The 19,426-nt window shown below is 41.8% G+C and carries 26 protein-coding genes; 9 read left to right on the top strand and 17 right to left on the bottom strand.

The window, feature by feature from the left end; translation table 11 throughout:
- Positions 1–6: 6 nt before the first annotated feature.
- From ACYUJT_RS03900 to ACYUJT_RS03830, 15 genes are all read right to left on the bottom strand, one after another.
- Positions 7–291 (bottom strand): metallophosphoesterase, encoded by a 285-nt coding sequence (locus ACYUJT_RS03900; protein ID WP_460318948.1) that lies wholly within the window; start codon positions 289–291, stop codon positions 7–9.
- A 169-nt stretch (positions 292–460) separates the two neighbouring features.
- The gene (locus ACYUJT_RS03895) at positions 461–1,111 is read right to left on the bottom strand and encodes a hypothetical protein (protein ID WP_460318947.1); all 651 of its coding nucleotides are present in this window, start codon (positions 1,109–1,111) and stop codon (positions 461–463) included.
- Between the two features lie 381 nt (positions 1,112–1,492).
- Positions 1,493–2,287, bottom strand: a complete 795-nt coding sequence (locus tag ACYUJT_RS03890) for an aminoglycoside phosphotransferase family protein (RefSeq protein ID WP_460318946.1) — start codon at positions 2,285–2,287, stop codon at positions 1,493–1,495.
- Between the two features lie 120 nt (positions 2,288–2,407).
- Positions 2,408–3,229 (bottom strand): DNA alkylation repair protein, encoded by an 822-nt coding sequence (locus tag ACYUJT_RS03885; RefSeq protein ID WP_460318945.1) that lies wholly within the window; start codon positions 3,227–3,229, stop codon positions 2,408–2,410.
- Between the two features lie 150 nt (positions 3,230–3,379).
- Positions 3,380–4,465, bottom strand: coding sequence for a DUF3626 domain-containing protein (locus ACYUJT_RS03880; RefSeq protein ID WP_460318944.1), 1,086 nt, complete (start codon positions 4,463–4,465; stop codon positions 3,380–3,382).
- A 32-nt stretch (positions 4,466–4,497) separates the two neighbouring features.
- Positions 4,498–5,304 carry an inositol monophosphatase family protein gene (locus tag ACYUJT_RS03875; RefSeq protein WP_460318943.1) on the bottom strand — a complete coding sequence of 269 codons (807 nt, stop codon included), beginning with the start codon at positions 5,302–5,304 and terminating at the stop codon, positions 4,498–4,500.
- A 3-nt stretch (positions 5,305–5,307) separates the two neighbouring features.
- Positions 5,308–6,189, bottom strand: coding sequence for an HAD-IIB family hydrolase (locus tag ACYUJT_RS03870; protein ID WP_460318940.1), 882 nt, complete (start codon positions 6,187–6,189; stop codon positions 5,308–5,310).
- Between the two features lie 27 nt (positions 6,190–6,216).
- A complete protein-coding gene (locus ACYUJT_RS03865) occupies positions 6,217–6,741 on the bottom strand; it encodes a DinB family protein (RefSeq protein ID WP_460318939.1) in 525 nt (174 codons plus the stop codon).
- 61 nt (positions 6,742–6,802) lie between these two features.
- A complete protein-coding gene (locus ACYUJT_RS03860; protein ID WP_460318938.1) occupies positions 6,803–7,078 on the bottom strand; it encodes a hypothetical protein in 276 nt (91 codons plus the stop codon).
- A 58-nt stretch (positions 7,079–7,136) separates the two neighbouring features.
- Complete coding sequence (locus ACYUJT_RS03855) at positions 7,137–8,198, bottom strand: phosphotransferase enzyme family protein (RefSeq protein WP_460318936.1); 1,062 nt, start codon at positions 8,196–8,198, stop codon at positions 7,137–7,139.
- Positions 8,199–8,452: 254 nt separating this feature from the next.
- The gene (locus tag ACYUJT_RS03850; protein WP_460318935.1) at positions 8,453–8,857 is read right to left on the bottom strand and encodes a DUF1259 domain-containing protein; all 405 of its coding nucleotides are present in this window, start codon (positions 8,855–8,857) and stop codon (positions 8,453–8,455) included.
- A gap of 130 nt (positions 8,858–8,987) precedes the next feature.
- On the bottom strand, positions 8,988–9,545 hold the full coding sequence (locus ACYUJT_RS03845; RefSeq protein ID WP_460318933.1) for a GNAT family N-acetyltransferase: 558 nt from the start codon (positions 9,543–9,545) through the stop codon (positions 8,988–8,990).
- Between the two features lie 250 nt (positions 9,546–9,795).
- Complete coding sequence (locus tag ACYUJT_RS03840; protein WP_460318931.1) at positions 9,796–9,945, bottom strand: hypothetical protein; 150 nt, start codon at positions 9,943–9,945, stop codon at positions 9,796–9,798.
- A gap of 50 nt (positions 9,946–9,995) precedes the next feature.
- On the bottom strand, positions 9,996–10,385 hold the full coding sequence (locus ACYUJT_RS03835; protein WP_460318929.1) for a nuclear transport factor 2 family protein: 390 nt from the start codon (positions 10,383–10,385) through the stop codon (positions 9,996–9,998).
- A gap of 186 nt (positions 10,386–10,571) precedes the next feature.
- Positions 10,572–11,633: a suppressor of fused domain protein gene (locus ACYUJT_RS03830; protein WP_460318928.1), complete on the bottom strand. Its 1,062-nt coding sequence runs from the start codon at positions 11,631–11,633 to the stop codon at positions 10,572–10,574.
- A gap of 158 nt (positions 11,634–11,791) precedes the next feature.
- On the opposite strand from ACYUJT_RS03830, the gene ytxJ reads away from it, so the two are divergent.
- From ytxJ to ACYUJT_RS03785, 9 genes are all read left to right on the top strand, one after another.
- Positions 11,792–12,130: a bacillithiol system redox-active protein YtxJ gene (ytxJ, locus tag ACYUJT_RS03825; protein ID WP_155609065.1), complete on the top strand. Its 339-nt coding sequence runs from the start codon at positions 11,792–11,794 to the stop codon at positions 12,128–12,130.
- Positions 12,131–12,375: 245 nt separating this feature from the next.
- On the top strand, positions 12,376–12,678 hold the full coding sequence (locus ACYUJT_RS03820) for an urease subunit gamma (protein ID WP_460318927.1): 303 nt from the start codon (positions 12,376–12,378) through the stop codon (positions 12,676–12,678).
- A 17-nt stretch (positions 12,679–12,695) separates the two neighbouring features.
- A complete protein-coding gene (locus tag ACYUJT_RS03815; RefSeq protein ID WP_460318926.1) occupies positions 12,696–13,019 on the top strand; it encodes an urease subunit beta in 324 nt (107 codons plus the stop codon).
- On the top strand, positions 13,016–14,728 hold the full coding sequence (gene ureC / locus ACYUJT_RS03810) for an urease subunit alpha (RefSeq protein WP_460318925.1): 1,713 nt from the start codon (positions 13,016–13,018) through the stop codon (positions 14,726–14,728). Before ACYUJT_RS03815 ends, ureC begins: the two co-directional genes overlap by 4 nt.
- Before the next feature lie 12 nt (positions 14,729–14,740).
- A complete protein-coding gene (gene ureE, locus ACYUJT_RS03805; RefSeq protein WP_460318923.1) occupies positions 14,741–15,196 on the top strand; it encodes an urease accessory protein UreE in 456 nt (151 codons plus the stop codon).
- Positions 15,189–15,875, top strand: a complete 687-nt coding sequence (locus ACYUJT_RS03800; protein ID WP_460318922.1) for an urease accessory protein UreF — start codon at positions 15,189–15,191, stop codon at positions 15,873–15,875. Before ureE ends, ACYUJT_RS03800 begins: the two co-directional genes overlap by 8 nt.
- 31 nt (positions 15,876–15,906) lie before the next feature.
- A complete protein-coding gene (ureG, locus tag ACYUJT_RS03795; RefSeq protein ID WP_460318921.1) occupies positions 15,907–16,518 on the top strand; it encodes an urease accessory protein UreG in 612 nt (203 codons plus the stop codon).
- Position 16,519: 1 nt separating this feature from the next.
- On the top strand, positions 16,520–17,344 hold the full coding sequence (locus ACYUJT_RS03790; RefSeq protein ID WP_460318919.1) for an urease accessory protein UreD: 825 nt from the start codon (positions 16,520–16,522) through the stop codon (positions 17,342–17,344).
- A gap of 27 nt (positions 17,345–17,371) precedes the next feature.
- Entirely contained in the window at positions 17,372–17,851 is a 480-nt protein-coding gene (locus tag ACYUJT_RS03785) for a hypothetical protein (RefSeq protein WP_460318917.1), read from the top strand.
- Between the two features lie 52 nt (positions 17,852–17,903).
- Here ACYUJT_RS03785 and ACYUJT_RS03780 read toward each other — a convergent pair whose 3' ends face one another.
- Entirely contained in the window at positions 17,904–18,497 is a 594-nt protein-coding gene (locus ACYUJT_RS03780; RefSeq protein WP_460318916.1) for an ABC transporter ATP-binding protein, read from the bottom strand.
- Positions 18,487–19,410, bottom strand: a complete 924-nt coding sequence (locus tag ACYUJT_RS03775; RefSeq protein WP_460318914.1) for an ABC transporter ATP-binding protein — start codon at positions 19,408–19,410, stop codon at positions 18,487–18,489. The genes ACYUJT_RS03780 and ACYUJT_RS03775 overlap by 11 nt, the downstream gene beginning before the upstream one ends.
- Positions 19,411–19,426 lie beyond the last annotated feature (16 nt).

Below are 19,426 nucleotides of genomic sequence, written 5' to 3'. Positions count from 1 at the left end.
GATTTGTTAGTAATCCCTTAAATGATATTCAAAAAGCTCTACATCCATATTGTCACTAACAAAATGACAAAAACTTTGCGGCGTTTGAATACCACCATGTTCCAAAAATTTACCTTGGACTATCTCACTGTCCGTCCTAATAAGGTCAACCAATCTTTGGTCATGATTTCCCCTTAATGCAATAACATTGTGGTTGTTTACTAACTCTTTAACTCGCTCAATTGTTTCTTTACTTCGTGGTCCTCTATCAACGTAATCACCAAGCAATATTAAATTGTTTAATACATCCATGGATATCACTGATCATTAATATTCTACTCATCTTAACTCCTTTGATTTAAATAAAGTTTCATATTCTCTTCAGTGTTCATATGATTTCTTGTATGAAATAATACCGGTCTTAACGAACACCTCTTTCATAATTCCATCTAAGGGCAGAGGCTGCAGCGTAGATATGGTATTAGGTGATGGTGCCACTTTTTCGAATAGCCCCAGTCCACATATCTCCTGTAGAAATAAAATATGATTTCTCCAGCTTCCCATCAATTAAACATTCATGTATTTTATTGGCTTTTTTTCGTATTTCATTAATCTCTTCTAATGTCTCTAGATCGCTTTCCCACATGTAATATCCGTTCATACATCTTTCCCATTCGAAAAGATCCAACAATGGATGTTTTGTATTGAATGGAAATTCTTTAGATTCTTTATTTTTATCAAAAATATTATTATAGTACTCAATCTCACTTCCCACAGCCGCAACTACTTGTGAATCCATAAATTCAGGGTCAGCCAACCATATTTTTAAATAATATGGTTCCTCCATTTGTTTTAGCTTATCTTCCCACGCAAGATAGATTTCTATTAAATGATTGAACACCTGCTTTCTGAATTTGTAAGAAGGATTTTTTCTACCGATTGTTTTGGAATTAATCTGATATAGATTATAAAATGGATTGATCCATATCTTTACATATTCTTTTTCATATTTTATTAATGCTTCAGTATCAAGTTGTTTATAGTATTCTGTCCAAGCAGAAAGCTTTCGTGCTTTCTTCTTCATTCCTCTTATCTTTTTCTTTATTGATGTTAGTTTCATAATTTCCCCCATAATAACCTCTTCGACTATATCAACTATCGTTTTCGTATTCTTCCATGATTATACTTCTGGGCAACCAAAGGGTGATAGTGCAAGCGTGAATCTGATGCCATTACAAAAAGAACGAATGAATTAGATATGAACAATAGCTTTAACATCAACAGCGTTACAATAATATAACTTGCCACTTGAATATAGATTGACACGGGTAACTTAATTTCATATTTCTTGTTCATTTTTGTTTTAAGCACCCTCTCACTGTTTCAGATAACCTTTTTGTTTCTACGAACCCAAGAGGCTTAAAGTCAAACCAGTGACCGGGTGGCTCGCCACCTAGCCTTGCAGGGTTGTCTGACTGAATTCCGTCAAAATCGCTTCGAACAAACCAACTAATTAACTCCAATCCTCAAAATGTTTCTCAAGAAAGTTTAACTCCTTCTTATAGTGAGCCAAATGCCCTTCTTGAACTAGTCTTATAAAGGCAGGGTCTCCGGATGCGGCGCGATCCGACAGTGTGGTACACATAAAATTTATGCGAGAAATAACCCAGCCCTTGAGATCGATCGGCACATTCATGCCATAGGAATCAAAAAATAGTTTTATTCGTTCTTTCCGTAAGGATGCATGATCTACTTTGTTATATTCAACAACCGCATAATCATCCCCACTCGGCGAGAATCCTGCAAGAGGAACTGAAGTGTACAAAGTGTAAGCAATATCCCATATTCGTGGTGCTGGACCTGCCATATCAAAATCAATAATCCCTACTGGAAGCTTGTCTTTGAACACAACGTTATAAAGTGCAACATCGTTATGACAGACTACTTCATGCAGGGATTTTTCGGGATAATTATTCGAAGACATTTCAGATGTTGTAAATCCTATAGTCGCATCATGGAAGTTTCTTAAAAGCTTTGCCAATTCAACTAGCACCAAATCCGACCACATATAGCCTTCAATTTCAGGGTAATCGTTTCCAGGGACCACACCATCAATGTAAGATAAGACTTCTCTACCCTTCTCATCTACCCCTAAAAATCTAGGGACATATGGGCAACTAGCCTTCTCAAGGTATTTAAGCAAATCACTTACATATGAGTTTGGTTTAGATTCACGACGTACTGTCTCTCCTACCTTTACGACTTTATTAATATTCCCGCCGGTCAAGATTTCCTCGCGATCTGTCAATGTCCATACCTCCTTTAAATCACCTATATGTCTTTGCGCTGAATTCCCATGTTATTCACGAAACGCCCCAACCTTTGCAAAATATTAGACAACGTCCTCCCCATTCAAGGTCCCCGTCTTTCATACCATGATCATAGAGGAAAAGTCTTCTTTATGTCTTTTCGTAAGATTTTTCACCGCGGCTTTTACGGCACCTTGCACATATTTCCTATCATCACGAGCTAGATTTTTTAGAATTTTCAATGCAAAATCTTTATCCTTGGCCCCTTCTGAGCTTGTGAAAATCATGGCCACATTCCATAGCACTTGTTCGTTATCCGATAAGTGCCAACTCTTAATCCGCTCCTTAAGCTTCTCGGGATAGTATCGCAGTAGGGCTCCTCCTATAGCAAATGGCCCTAAGTTTTTTCTTACATACGTGTCGCGATCCGGAAGCAACTGCTCAACTAACGAGATTAATTGTTCACTATATCGTTCCGGCAACTCCTTGGCCGCATACATGACTGCAAGCGCTGCAGCCCTTCTTATATTAGGGGAGGAATCACACACCCAATTCAAAAGAATTGGGTAGGCTATTTGGAAATGGCGGCTTAATATATTACCGCCTGCACTTGCTGCCCACTCCCTAACTTCCCAATTTTCACTATCTGCTGTTCGATATACTTCGCTGATTACTTCTTGCGGGTTGAGCTCGAATAAATCGGATAAAATCATGACGCCTAATTCGTTCGCCGTAAAATTATCCATTCGCACAAAATATAAGCCAAGCTCATACAAAAGCCTAGTGTCTTTTATATTCCTCCTTATTAATTTAAGCGCTTTCGTTTTATCCGCCGATTTTGCCGTATAAGCATGCGATGTTTTTTGAGTATCCAGGATACTAATAAGTTCTACAGCCCTAGCTTTCTCGGTTAATTCATGTTCAAAGGCTTGATCCCACATCATTGTATACTCCTTATGAATTAGAATGGCGTAGCGAGTGCCCCGCCATCAATATATGCTGGTTCCTGTGATATAACTAGCACGATTGACACCAAAAATGCGATAACGTCCGCGACCTCAACCCTTTAATTTAATAAAGTTTCGCGAATTTCACATTGGATTCCCATATCGAACTAGTATGTGCCACAGATATTTTAATTCCTGAAGAACTTCCTCATAACTTCCTCTGTCTTTCCACAATTCCGGATTACGTTTCAAATCGAAGGTAGCAGCCCCGATTACATTTGCATCAATATAACCATTTTGGGCTATCCGTTTAGCTAAGGAGGGCATAGTTGGTCCCCTAAAATCTAAAGGTATTTCGTCTGCTTTCATAGCAAATCCCATATGCCAATATAGTTCAATGGAATATTTCATACACATTTGTTCAAATATTTCCCCTATAAAGGAACCTTTGAACGAAGGATCGGCCACAAGAATTTCTACGTCCTCCTCTAAAATAATATTACCGTGTACCTGGGATTCGATATAGTGATTAAGATTTCGATTAGGCTTTCGCTTTGAAGGGTCCTTAAATGGCTGTTCAAGATTTATTAATAAATGATCGATTAATTTCTTAGGTGTTAGATTCTTTTCACCGATAGCATCATTCCGAAAAAACGCATCTTTAAAAACAGCTGCTAATATATCATCAAACTCTTCATACGTGCCTTTTTCTACTGGATCTTGATGAGAGTCCATATAAGTATATGTACAGCGACTAGAGACATTTGGCGATAGGAGGAAGTAACATGAACCAAACCGAGGAGCGGGTCCATCCGGGTGCATCATTAAATCAAGCGCCCCATATTTGGGCCGCTGACTATTAGCCACATCATCTAACTGGTAAGCGCCGCCAAACAGCCGTTTTTCCCATAGATCTCTTGCGCCACCCGGATAAGCCGATACGCTGCCATTAGATATACGTGTTTCAAACTGACTTTTGTAGATCCCCTGTTCCAGCAATGACTGAGCCACACATTTCATATCCGCTGTTGGCCGATCAGGATGAAAATGCAGTGCGACCCTTGCATTCGGAAATATTTTTGTACAAGCATTTTCAAAAGTACGCCAAGGGATATTCGACATCAGTAGAATTTCCAGAAGTGATTGTTGAGCAGCGTATTTTCGTGTTCGGGCATACTGAGTAATACAATCGATAGCTTGACACTGTGAATTTGATAATTTCCCCGACATAAGAACACCTTCCTGTTGAGGTACAACTCAGCTTATATTAATCCCATGCCTTCCTTAACAACCTTGATCAATTCATCTTTATTGTCAGGATGACATGCGATTAAGTATGGTTCTTCATTCATTCCCGTAAACGGATTGCCATCAAAATCAGTAACTATTCCTCCTGCTTCTTGTACCATTAGAATTCCAGAGTAAAGATCGTCCCCTTCGGAATTGTAAAGGACAATCCCATCAATATCGCCTTTAGCAAGCATGCACCATTGTAATGCCGGCGCCCATAACCTCATCATTCTCTTAAAATTAAAATCAATATGTTGCCTTAATTGGACTGCTTTAAGGTCGTTTTGGACTTGATGTCCCTGGACCCAGCCGATATTCCCTCTTTTAAAATTGTTACTTTTGTTCACTTTCATTTCTTTTCCGTTGCAATAAGCACCTTTATTGACGCAAGATTCAAATAGTCTATCCGTCATTGGCTCGTATACTACACCAAGAACCGGTTCCCTCTTATACATCAGTGTGATTGAGGTAGTGAACACTGGTAGACCAATTGCGAAGTTATTTGTTCCATCCAATGGATCGATTAGCCATAGCCAGTCTGAGCTTTTCCCATTGTCCCCTGCTTCCTCGCTATGTATTTGATGATCTGGGAAAGTACTACCTATACCTTTAAGTATGATGGCTTCAGCCATGTGATCTACTTCAGTTACAACATCACCAAAGCTATCCTTTGACCTAATATGTTCAAAATTATCAAATCTTTCTTTGGCAATAAATCCAGCTTGTTTAATTAATTTCACTGCAAGTTCTTGAGCTGAATGAATAATATCCGCGTTCATGACTCACCTCTTAACTTCAAAGTTATTTCCACCCAGAGTTACTTTATATATGTCTTTTATGCATGTCTTAATGTATTTGGCTACACCATCTTCGTTATTACTCTCGATAACCGTATCTGCAATTCCTAAAATGTCTACATGCGAGTTAGACACCGCTATTTTCTTGCCACCAACCTCAAATAATCCTAGGTCATTCAGATTATCGCCAAATATACAAATATCCTTAGTTTCTACGTTCATATGCTTTGCCCACATTTTTAAACCTTCGCATTTTGCAGCAAGCGGATGACTGAACTCAAGGAAATATTGATTTTCTATATAATAGTCTTTCATGATATGGAGGTTAACCTTATCCCCTAATACAGCGCTCACTTCTTCTTTAAGTGGTAATAAATCATCCAGCTCTCCAATAAACGTCAAAGCTAATGTCTTTTCATCATCGGACGGTTCAAGTGTATTCACTTCAATGAACCTTGGATCATTGGCGCGACTCTTTAGGAATTCTATCATACCGAAAGAAGCTAATTTCTCGTGATATACACGTTCTTTATTCGTAGAGTCCAATAAAAAGTAAAAAGGTGAACAACCATGTTTCTTGCCTCTATGTATGATCTCACTTGTCAAATCAGGGTCCAAAAAGTATCCATCGATCACCCTATTATTAATAACATCAAATAGTAGTGCACCATTATATAAAATGACTGGATGCTTCCACGCGATGTCAGAAACTACACTATAAGCGCTTATTAATCCTCTGGCGGTAGCAAAACTAACAATGTATCCTTCTTGAATAGCAGAATTTAGAACATTAACGGTAAAGTCAGACATCGTTTGATCGGATCTTAATAAAGTTCCATCTAGATCAGTTATAAATATTCTACTCAAATTCATACCTCCTTACGGATCATTAATTTAGTAATAGATTTCTTTATAGCATGTTCTAAGCTGATTTATCTGAGCTTGATGATAACGACTATGGTCAGCAATATGCCATATTCCCCATCGGATGGTTGCTCGCTTTTCATTCTCATGTCCGAATGTGACAATTTCATCTAAATCGGCATCTTTTAATTCATTACATGCATCTTTTAACATGGATAAAATGCCTTGATAATCAGACAATAGTGTGATTAAAGGCGTCCCTTGGATCATTGGAAGCCTTCCTTTTTCATCTATCATAGGTCCATATTGTTCCATTAATGACTGAGGAAGTGGTTCTCCCTTTATTCTATAAACCCAATTCAGATCAACATACATAAGGTGTGTTATTAATTGAGCGGTACTATTGAATTTGTTATTGGGACCCTTGTAATCTACTTCCTCTTGTGGCATGCCATCAGTAATTAGTTGTAGTCGTTGGTTATTCTCTTTTACAGCGGAGTACAACATTCCCACAATGGGTGACATGGTTGTTTCACCTTGTAAATCGTATAGCATGTAGCACTTCCTCCTCGTTTTTTGTAATGCCATCGCCTACCTTAAATAACTTTTAGGATTTTTATGTTCTGATCGATATTAGAATTTCGACATCTTCTTCTTCCACATTATCTTCAAAGTAATAAATCTCTATTGGGCAAGTGTTTTCCAGAAACCTTTCGTATGGTTTTTGACATTGCGCTGATTTCTGATTTCGACGGATGGTTTCAGCCACCTCCTCTCGGTAATTTACCCCAGTATAATTATTTAACGTTCTTCTCCAAAAGGTTTGTGCTCTTCTATTGTTTTCTTCAGGGTTGGTTTGTAACTCCCAAGACCCTTGGTGACGCTTAAACACCTGAATCGCTGCAGCTTCTGCAGATGAATAGTAACCTGCAATATTCCACTCCGTTCTATCAGATAACGTTTAATGTATTCACGACGTCCATATATATTTTTTCAGTATCTACAGGGGCTATCATTTCAAATAAGAATGACCTGTCATTAATGTATTCATTGATGTAAGCCAAAGCGTATTTTTGCTCATCAATTAAACTAGGAATTTCTTTCATATTAGACGAGTGATGACAATAATTTTCAATCATAACCATGATGAAAAAACACTCCAGGTCACGGATATAGTCCTCCTTATTTAGTTCAACAACACTCTCATATCCTTGAATTAGTAACCTTCGATGTTGAGGGTTAAGCTCCAATAGTGCTCCTGCTAAATCATACAAATAGTATCCATAACCGAATCTGCCAAAATCAATGGGGCATGGAAGCCCGTTGTTAAACACAACGTTTCCAGAGTGTAAATCTGCATGGATTAACCCAAAGTTTCGAGAGTCTCGCTGCATACGGTCAAATTGATGAATGATCATATCTATAGCTTCTTGATAACGCTCCCATGACTCGTCCGATAGAAATCGTGGATAATAACGTTCCAGTTTAGCTACTTCTTGCCTAAAGCTAGCACTCCCCCAATAAGGTCGGACAAAATTAACGGGTGTATTCAAACTAGCAGAAGCTTTATGAAGTCTACCTATCATGGCACCTATGTTATATACATGGCTATCCGTGAACTCACTACTCCAGTGCTCCCCCTCAACCCACCTCATTAACGTGACGTATGGTTTCCGATACCCCTCTTCTGTTTCACACTCTAAAATATAAGAGCCACAGCGGCTTTGAATCCCTTCTGGTACTACCAGATCCTTCACTTTCCTTAATTCATTCAGGAAAGCAAGTTCAGACAAAATTTCTTCTTTGTTGACTCTCTCCGAATGAATCCGAAGCAGGTAACTTCCCATCGTGTCGGTTTCTATTTTGTATGTAACGGTATCTGACAATTGAATAAAACGAATACAGTTCCATTCCATTTCATAATGTTGAATCGCACTCCATGCAACATTCCTTGCTCTCGAAAGTAAACTTTGTCGTGTTTCTTCTGTATCAAAGTCAAAAAAAGACTTCATGCCCCCACCTACTCTGTTTTATTTTTGTCCTAATTTCAGATCATGTTTCTTATATACACGAAACGACCCAGCCCTAGATAGCTCTTATCTTGGCTGGGTCGTTTGTTGTCTGGTATCTTCCATCATTATACATCTGATAACCGGTAGGCGATAGCCCCCATGTATGAATACAGTGTTATAACCTTATACTATTCGTCCAACAATAAAGTCATGATTTGGCACTTCATATGTCCTTCGCTTCAGTTAGTAAGAAATTAAGCTACTGGATAGCTGCTTAAAGTTGAAAAAGCATACGCCATTTTCTTAGCAAAATATAATGGTGGCTCAACAGACTGGATGTGAATATACATGATTTGGGGCCTTGTATATAACCAGTGATTATGTAAGGCGCTAACAATCATTCCTTGTTGGATAATTGATTGCATAAAGCGAGGAATCTCTTCTTCTAGAATTGCAATTTCAGCCAAACATAACGCATTACCGTTTTGATCCAGGGATTCAAATAAGACGTCTGCTGGTACAACAGAACTGCTCATGCGCCCTTGCACATTTACCTTAAAATTGCGATGCAGCGATACAGAACAAATATCTTGGTTCATGTTGCTTTTTCCTTTAAGAATATTAGCAAATTGTTCGCAAACCGAATGAAAGTGATCCATATCATTAAACCTCCTTGTACAAGAAAAGTTCTGTAATATATATTCAATGGAAGCCTTGAACATGTAAAACTTCTTGCAACTAGGCTGGTTTAATCATATTTTGATCAAGAACCTCACTACCTTAAACTGACTACAAATCGTCTCTAACTAATGAATATAATTTCTGATCCGTATAATTCTCCTTGATCTTCAGCTGTTTCCGTAGTATTCCTTCAAATTTCATCCCTAATTTCTCCATGACACGTCTTGATCCTACGTTATCATGATTACATCTTCCCTCAACTCGGTTTATCCCAATCGTATCGAATGCGTAGCACAGGATTTCTTGAGTAGCTTCGACAACAATCCCTTGACCCCAATATTTTTTAGAGATTACAAAACCAATCTCAGTTCTATCATGATTTACATCAAAACTAATAAATCCTGTTCTTCCAATGAGTTTTCCACTCTCGCGTTCGATAATACCCCAATGATATGCTTCCTTGTTGTTATACTTTCTGAGCACGGAATCAACGTATGTTTGACTTTCGTTAAGAACGCGATGAGTATTCCACATTGTGTATGCTGTTACATCCGGGTCAGAGGCAAGATCATAGTAATCAGAAATGTCTTTCAAGATAAAACGCCTTAAATATATCCGATTTGTTAAAAATTCAGGAGATTCCCTGAATAATTTATCTATATCCATGAATAATCCTCCATGTGCTTTCACACCACATCCCTGTGAATCCACCTCATTCCAGGCGCATCTTGTGGTCGCTCCTCAAATCAACTATTCCATTCCAACCGGTGCTCTCTACTAGCCGAATATAATCTTCTCCTGAAGGGATAAACTCACAAATATTAATTTCAGTACTTGTGTTCATTTGGATTCACCTTCTTCTATTCATTTATTTCATTCAGAAATTTTCATATAAATAACATCTACTAAATTGCTTTCAAACTCCTTGAAGGACTTTCTTCATGTAATAATGCGTATGTCTTTCTGCTTTTTCTATCATGCCGTAAATCTCAAATCCTTCTTTTTTATAAAAATCTAAAGCTTGGAAACTTAACCGTCGATTTTCCACTTGCCATTTTTCCGGCAATCAATATTATGCTTGGTCTTTCCGGTAACATATGATCACCACTCTTTTACTTATATTTTCCTATGGGGGAAAAATTTCTCCTGTTTCATTTCATATTCATTCAGCTCTACAATGAAAGAATCTCTAAAATTCACAACACTAGAACCATCCCACTCATATTCTTTACCTTCATAAAGACATTTGAAATTCCACTCCACAAATGCCGACATACGTTCTTTATCGAATCCAAAATTATGAATTGCCCATTGTATAACCGTGTTTCCACTTTCATTCCATTCAGTAAACCATCGTCTTAATTCATCTATACCTGCAATAACTGCGCCTGTGCATTCTCTTACGATGGCTTCATCATGCATAACCGTAGTAAATTTGTTAAAATCCTTCTCCAGCCATGACTCGAAATACAAATTGATAATTTCTAGAGCTTTATCGCGATTCATGAATAACCTCCTTGCTTTAATGCTTGATTTCCGATACGTTCCTGCAATCACGAAACGACCCAGCCCTAGATAGCTCTTATCTTAGGCTGGGTCGTTTGTTGTCTGGGCTTCTTCCACGATTATACATCTGACTACCAACTCATACAAAGCTTAATAATGAAAAAAGTTTACATCACCATATCCATATCAGCCAATCGTTTCGACGACATTCCCTTCCTGGTCTTTAATGTGAGTTTGTACGATTTGGACCACAAGCCCTGGCAAAGCAGTTAATTCAAATGCCCCAGCCTCCGGCACCAGGCCTTGGCTGAGTTCGGCGGCAGCGGCCTCATTCAAGACGATGCTGATTTTGTCATCCTCGGCACTACAACCGGGCTGTTCCCCAGGCTCGAACACAATGCGGATCTCTTGGCCGGCAAGGACAAGGCTTTTGTCTTTGAGAATCCGTCCGCGCAGCAGCTTCCCGACAATTTCAGCTTGCTTCGCACCTAGTTTTACTATGTCCGGACGTTTGCTGAACCATCCTTTTTTGCCCGGCTCCCAGGCCAATTGATCGACATATAAAAAGCCGGTATTAGAGCCTTCCTGCTCCATCCCTTGTTCAACTGCCTCCATGATCGATGGAATCTGCAAAAGAGAATCCCGGGATAAATCGGTAACATAACCCGGAATTTGCGCCGCACCTTCCCTTAGTAACCCTAATGTATTCCAAGTCTGCATCGCCTCAAGCTCATCTCTCGTGATCCCTACCATTTGAATAAACTCCACCTGTCCATTGGGCGTATCCATCGGCGGCAGCTCAGGATCCAATGTGAAAGCAAGAGCTGTCAATAGCGTGTCTTCGCCCAGGCAGATCGGGCCATTCGCATCTAAATAATCGCCGGGTTTGAACACATTCCCGCTATTAAACACGTATCTTCCCATGTTTTGCAGCAAATTCAGCGCCCAAGCAGGCGGCTCCTCCTCGCCATCATTCCGCGTCAGCCGTAATGTCAATTCAAACCCGAACCCGCTGTACTCGTCATTCTCCGATTCTTTTTCATACAATTCAGAAAATCCATAAGTTACAAAATGCCAGTGCCGAACCGGCGTCTCGCTCTTGTAAGCGCTAATCCCATCCAGCGGATCCTGACCTCCTAGCGCATAGGATATAAGGGTTCCATAATGCTTGGGCTCCTGCTCCCCGTATATTTTGGACAACGCCTGGTCAATCGCATCCCAGCCGGATGGTTTTGCTTCCTCGCTCATCATTTGTGCCTCCTATGTATTGTACTGGCTTTCAGCAATGCCTCGCTTTTATTCTACTCGTTTCTACACCAACTTGACTACGGGCAGGATCATGTTAAAATTCAATCAATCGATGAATACTTATGGTTAAACTACAACTAATTAGGAGAGTGTGCTGTATGAACTGGAGAGAAATTACGACACTTGAAGAGTGGAATGAAATGTTGGCTAAATCAACAGAGCGCGGCCAGGTTATTCTAAAACATAGTACGACATGTCCTGTAAGCTCCAACGCGCTTCAAGAATATGAACAATATTTGCAGGATGCTCCTAATCAGGATTTGGATTATACGCTAGTGAAAGTAATTGAATCACGTCCGGTGTCCAACCAAATAGCTGAGGATTTGAATGTTAAACACGAATCGCCGCAAATTATATTTATCAAGGATAAGTCCAAATACTGGACCACTTCCCACTGGTCAGTTACAAAGGCGCATATAACTGCAGTTTTGGACTAATTAGGGATTCACTAACAGCCCGGTCGATGCATTTTATCAATCGGGCTCCTCTTTATTTCGGGATTCATTTATGATACATTATATTAGTTGGGCTAAAAATCTGACTTCAGAGGAAAGAAGAACATTTATCAGACTTTAGGAAAAATTATATTTAAATAATCTTATAATTTTTCTTATCAAGAACCATCCTTTCTCTCTGAACGGATGGTTCTTGTCGTTTTCATCATCATGAGGAGGTTGTTGCTATGCATTTATTACCGCGAGAAATTGACAAGCTTATGATCGTAGTCGCAGCCGATCTAGCCAAGCGCAGAAAAGACAGAGGATTAAAACTAAATCACCCCGAAGCAGTCGCTCTGATCACTTATGAAGTCATAGAAGGAGCGAGAGACGGAAAAACCGTTGCTCAACTGATGGAGTACGGTGCCTCCATTCTGACCAGAGACGATGTCATGGAAGGGATTCCCGAAATGATTGATGATATTCAAGTTGAAGCAACTTTTCCAGATGGAACAAAATTAGTGACCGTTCACAGCCCGATACGCTAACTAGAAAGGAGCCTCATATGATACCGGGAGAATATATTTTAAAAGACGAAGACATCATTTGTAACGAAGGTAGCGAAGTCTTTACGATTTCCGTTACGAATACCGGAGATCGTCCGGTTCAAGTCGGGTCACACTTTCATTTCTATGAAGTCAATGAAGCCCTGTCGTTCAATCGGCAAGAGGCTTACGGCAGACGGCTGAATCTCCCTGCCGGAGCAGCCGTACGTTTTGAACCCGGAGACGCAAAGGAAATACAGCTTATTAATTTTTCAGGGGAACGCCGTGTGTATGGGTTCAATAACAAGGTAGATGGAAAATTAGAAAGCGAGGGTTCAAAATGAGTTTTAGAATGTCCCGAAGGCAATATGCTGAAATGTATGGTCCAACTACAGGCGATTCCATTCGCCTTGCGGATACAGATTTATTTATACAAATTGAGAAAGATTACACTTCGTATGGAGAAGAAGTTGTGTTTGGCGGAGGCAAAGTTATCCGGGACGGCATGGGTCAGCACCCTCTTGCAACTCGTAAAGATGGTGTAGCGGATACCGTCATAACCAATGTCATCATTTTGGATTACACCGGAATTTATAAAGCAGATCTAGCCATTCGAGATGGGAGAATTTTCGGAATCGGCAAAAGCGGCAATCCGCTTATCACAGATCATATTGATATTATCATCGGTGCTGCTACTGAAATCATCGCCGGCGAAGGTTTAATTGTAACCGCTGGGGCCATCGATACTCACGTTCATTTTATTAATCCTAGACAAGTCGAAGTGGCGCTGACATCCGGTACCACAACGTTAATCGGGGGCGGGACAGGCCCTGCTGCCGGATCTGGGGCTACAACGGTTACACCGGGTGAGTGGAACATACACCGCATGCTTGCAGCCGCTGAAGGCCTCCCAATTAATATTGGGTTCACGGGCAAAGGACATGCTGCATCCGTCGAACCTTTGGCCGAGCAAGTGCGAGCTGGAGTCATCGGACTCAAGGTCCATGAGGACTGGGGTGCTACCGGTTCATCCCTGGACTACGCGCTGCGGGTAGCAGAAGAGTACGACATCCAAGTTGCCCTGCACGCAGATACATTAAATGAAAGCGGATTTATGGAGACGACGATGGCTGCTGTAAAAGATCGGGTTCTTCACATGTACCATACGGAAGGCGCAGGCGGCGGCCATGCTCCTGATTTAATCAAATCAGCAGGTTACCTGAACATTTTGCCTTCTTCAACGAATCCCACTCTCCCTTATACCGTGAATACGATCGACGAACACCTAGATATGGTTATGGTTTGTCATCATTTAAATCCTTCTGTACCAGAAGACATCGCTTTTGCAGACTCTAGAATTAGAAGAGAAACTATTGCAGCCGAAGATATCCTGCACGACATGGGCGTCTTTAGCATGGTAAGCTCGGATTCCCAAGCGATGGGGCGTGTCGGGGAGGTCGTTCTCCGCACATGGCAAGTTGCTGACAAAATGAAGAAACAACGCGGGCTCCTGCCAGGCGATAGCAAATATGCAGATAACAACCGGGCGAAGCGTTATATTGCCAAATATACGATTAACCCGGCCATTACCCACGGAATAGCAGAACATGTAGGTTCTATTGAAGTAGGCAAAATGGCCGATCTAGTTTTATGGAATCCTAGATTTTTTGGCGTGAAGCCAGAGATGGTGCTGAAGAACGGCCTTGCCGTTACGGGACTAATGGGAGACGCCAATGCTTCAATTCCGACACCGCAGCCCTATATTTATCGCCCGATGTATGCTCAGTTCGGAAAGGCTTTAGCCAAAAGCTCGGCAACCTTCATCTCCCAAGCAGCTTATGATGATGGGGTCCACGAACAACTTGGACTTGAGAAAATCATCCTGCCTGTGGGTGGAATTCGTACGCTAACGAAGAAAAATATGAAGCTGAATTCGGAAACGCCTGATATTACGGTAGATCCGCAAACCTATGAAGTGAGAGTAAACGGTGAATTGCTGACCTGCGATCCGGTCGATATTGTGCCGATGGGCCAGCGCTATTTCTTATTCTGAGGTGAAAAGACATTGATCATAGAAAAAATCGTAACCAATTTAGAACAAATGGATCAAAGCGAAATTGAAAAACGCCATATCGAAAAAGTGTACCTGGAGAGCGCACATTTAATGAAGCGCATTCAACGTGTAACAACAGATCACGGTACAGAGCTGGGTATTCGCCTCAGTGAGCCTCGGGACCTGGTAGCCGGCGATGTACTCTACATGGACGAGAACAACATGATCGTCATTGATGTACTGTCGGATGATCTTCTTGTCATCAAGCCCAGAGGCATCATGGAGATGGGGAGCATCGCTCACCAGCTTGGCAACCGCCATCTTCCCGCTCAATTTGAAGCCGATGAAATGTTAGTGCAATATGACTATTTAGTGGAGGAATTGCTTCAACAGCTCGGCATTCCTTATGCGCGAGAGGATCGTAAAGTTAAACAGGCATTCCGTCATATAGGCCATAGTCATGAATAACCAGCTTCTCTCTTTGTTTCAGCTATGCGACTCTAATTTTCCTACAGGAGCCTTCAGCCATTCCTTTGGCTTGGAGAGCTATATCCAGGAAGATAAAGTGCATAACCAGGAAACATTTTTCGAATGGTTGAAAGTGTATTTGCATGAGCAGCTCGTCTATTCTGACGGGCTTGCCTCACGCCTCGTTTATGAAGCTCTTATGGACGGTGATTTACAGCAAATATGGCAGCTGGATCACCTATTAACGGTCCAAAACCTGCCAAGGGAAACGCGAGAAGGAACACAAATGATTGGCAGCCGGATGCTAAAACTGACGGAGTCCATCTACGGCCTCCCCATCCTATCTCAGTACAAAGAAGAGATAAAAAATAAGAACGCATTCGGCCACCCTGCTATCGTTTTTTCGATGGTAGCCTATGGGCTTAGCGTAACCAAACAAGACACCATCCTCTACTATTTGTACTCTGCGATTTCCAGTCAAGTCCAAAATGCGGTAAGAGCCATTCCTCTTGGACAAACAGCAGGTCAAATGATTTCTCATCAGTTTATACCCGAAATAACTCAGGCTGTAGATCGAATCATGGAGCTGACGAAAGATGACTTTGGCATCGTGTCTCCAGGGATTGAACTATCTCAAATGAAACACGAGCGTGTAAATATCAGAATATTTATGTCCTAACTGGCAAATAATCTTAAAGGAAGTGTATGAAATGAATCCAATTAGAATCGGTGTTGGAGGACCTGTTGGAGCAGGCAAAACCATGCTTGTAGAAAAATTGACCCGGCATCTTGCGGATGAAATAAAAATGGCTGTCGTCACAAACGATATCTACACAAAAGAGGATGCCAAATTTTTAATTCAAAATGGGGTTCTTCCCGAGGATCGGATCATCGGCGTAGAAACCGGCGGCTGTCCTCACACGGCGATTCGTGAGGATGCGTCCATGAACTTCGCGGCCATTGATCAGCTCATGGAGCGTCATCCCGATGTGGAGCTGATTTTTGTCGAAAGCGGCGGAGACAATCTTGCCGCGACATTCAGCCCTGAACTTGTTGACTTCTCCATTTACATTATCGACGTTGCACAAGGAGAGAAGATCCCTCGTAAAGGTGGACAAGGCATGATTAAATCTGACTTGTTCATCATTAATAAAATCGACCTTGCTCCATATGTCGGTGCCAGTCTTGAAGTTATGGCCAAGGACACCAAGGTATTTCGCGGCGACAAGCCCTTCTTTTTTACAAACTTAAAAAACAATGAGGGCCTTCCTGAAGTCATGGACTGGATTAGGAAACATGCTTTATTGCAAGGGTTAGAGTAATATGACAGATTGGACTGGCTCATTATCTTTAGAATTGGAAGACCGCAATGGGAAAACTGTTGCCAAGAGGGTGTATTTCCAAGGCGCATTTAAAGTCATGCGACCGATATACGCTGATGATTCAGGTCAGGTCTGCTATTACCTTCTTAATCCTGGCGGTGGTTATTTAGACGGCGATCGATATATGATGGACATTTCAGCGCATGAAGGGTCTAAAGTTACTTTAACCACCCAATCAGCAACAAAAGTATATAAAACACCAAAAAATTATGCTTATCAGGAAACAACGATCCATTTGAAGAAGGGCAGTTATTTGGAATACCTTCCCGATCCGCTGATTGCTTATCAAAATGCCCGCTATAAACAGAAAACGGTAGTTCATATGGAACGTGGAGCAACGTTTCTATATACGGATATCCTCACCCCCGGCTGGTCACCGGGCGGAGAGAAGTTCAGCTACGATACCGTTCAGCTAATGACCGAGATTTATTGGGACGGTAAACTCGGCGTATTTGACCATATCAAATTAACGCCGCAGCAGCACGCGATATCCGGCCTCGGATTTATGGAAGGTTATACGCATCTAGGCTCTATGATCGCGGTAAGCGGACAAATGGACTCCGAACTCCTTGATGAATTGTACGAAGCGATTCGGGGCGTAGAATCAGATTTCTCATTTGGGATCTCACAGTTAGCAATACCAGGATTTTGCCTGCGAATTCAAGCCAATACAACCCAAATCATCGAGCGGATCTTTAACCAATGCCATACCCTCATTAGCGAGAAGTGGAATCATCGTCCTCCAAGCTCTTTGCGTAAATATTAATACATCTTCTTGAAGGGAGAACATAAAATGACTGAAGAAATGAATATGCATCCTGAACTTGAGGATTTTCATGTTGAAGCGATGTTTGAAAACCATACGCATGAGCTGCTTGAATTTACTTTTAAGGTAGAGGGCGAAGAATTCAAGGGACATTTCCATGGCGATGAGATTATCTGGTTTAATCCTCACCCCAAACAAACGATGGACGAGAGTAGAGTAGAGCGTATTGAATCTGCCATACACTCGTTAATAAAACATCATGGAGTTTCGAAAGAAATTCAAGACTTTGAAAAAATAAAACCTTTATTTGAAGATACCGCTCATGAGCGCAAGCAATTTTCATTGCAAATGCAGGGAGATGAATATAAAGGATTTGTTCATAGAGGAGAGGTCCACTGGTTCCATCCCCAACCTCATCAAAAGCTTGAAGATGGCGCTATACGGGTATTAGAGTCCGAAATTCATGAGAAAGTACAGCAGGAAATAGATAAAGGGATTCAACATTAGTGAATAAAGAAATCGCCCTTGTTAGGGCGATTTCTGTTTGTCTATAGCGGCTTTAAAAGCCAATAACACGATGGCATAGCCTTTGCATGAGCTTCGCTTCATGGGTAACAATGATAATTCCCATCTTCCGCTTCCGAGCAATCTCAGTGACAGCATGCCAGATTTGGGCTTGTGTAACCGCATCAAGCATAGTAGTCATCTCATCTGCAATTAAAAAACGGGTAGCCGGCCCCAAAGCCCGGGCAATGCAAAATCGCTGCAGCTCTCCCCCGGATAGTTCATGGGGCCAACGGGTTAGCCACTTGCGCTCAATCCCAAGTAACTCCAACAATTCTTCATCAGGGTGATATCCTTCATTCAGAATTTGATGCATCTTCCACCTTGCATTAACCGCTTTCTCCGGATGCTGAAGGACCATCTGTACAGGATGATATCCCTTCTTCGGCAGCGGGGCGCCGTTCAAGGTGACCTCCCCCTCCAAGGGCGACTCATATCCAGCGAGTATTCGGCATAATGTTGTTTTCCCGCGCCCGCTTGGACCGAGAATACCAACGACTTCCCCAGGGTCTATCGATACAGTAACGCCTCGAAACAGCCACGGGCCATCTTCATAACGAAATCCGATCCTGTCCGCTTTAAGTTGCATGGATACACCTCACCATTCCATCCCTGAGCTCTCGCATTTTCGGTTGCGCTTGAAGGCATTCGGGGGTAGCCATTCCGCAGCGCGGTGCGAACAAGCAGCCAGCCGGCAATGCGCTTGGATGAGGCTGGGAGCCGGGGATTGGCATGAAATCATTTTGAGGCAATGCTCGCCATAGCGCTCTACTGTAAGGATGCCTTATCGCTTCACCCTGGCCCGCAAAGTCTTCCGCCCTCGCGATCTCGACCGTCGTTCCTGCATAAAACACCGCAATTTTATCTGCAATCTGCAGTGCCGATTCAATATCATGCGTGATCAACATGACTGCACAACCTTGGTTTGCGAACTCTTTAAAATGGTCCAGCGCTTCCTTGATGACAACGGGATCAAGTCCGGGCGTCGGCTCATCCGCAATAATGACCTTCGCTCCACTGACCATGGCTGTCGATAGCAGCGTCCTTCTCGCCATGCCTCCAGACAGCTGAAATGGATACATTCGCTCAACTTCCCGTCCCAGGCGGAGACGTTCAAATACCGCTCGCTGCGCTTCAACAGCATCTCCCGTTCGCACCGACGTACGGACTTGCCTGCCCACCTTCATCAGCGGATCCAGAAAATTCACGGATTGAGGGACAAGCGCGATTTCCTTTCCTCTCAGCGCCTTTTGCCGGGCAGGAGTAAGCTCTTCTCCCTTATATGTCATCAGCCCGCTGACACTCGCATTGCTCGGGAGTATTCCTAGGATGGCATGCGCGAGCAGGCTTTTTCCAGAACCGCTTGCACCGACAACGGCAAGAATTTTACCCGCTTCAAGGGTTACATTCAAATTGGATATGACCTTATGATGGATCTGTTTAAGTCCAGCTGTATATTGCTTAAAAGAGACGGATAAATGGTTTACTTCAAGAATAGACATTCGTTAACTCCTCTTT

It is taken from the genome of Paenibacillus sp. YSY-4.3 (genome assembly GCF_054767475.1).
The sequence above is the reverse complement of the archived record's forward strand: the minus strand, read 5'-3'. Positions and strand labels throughout refer to the sequence as shown.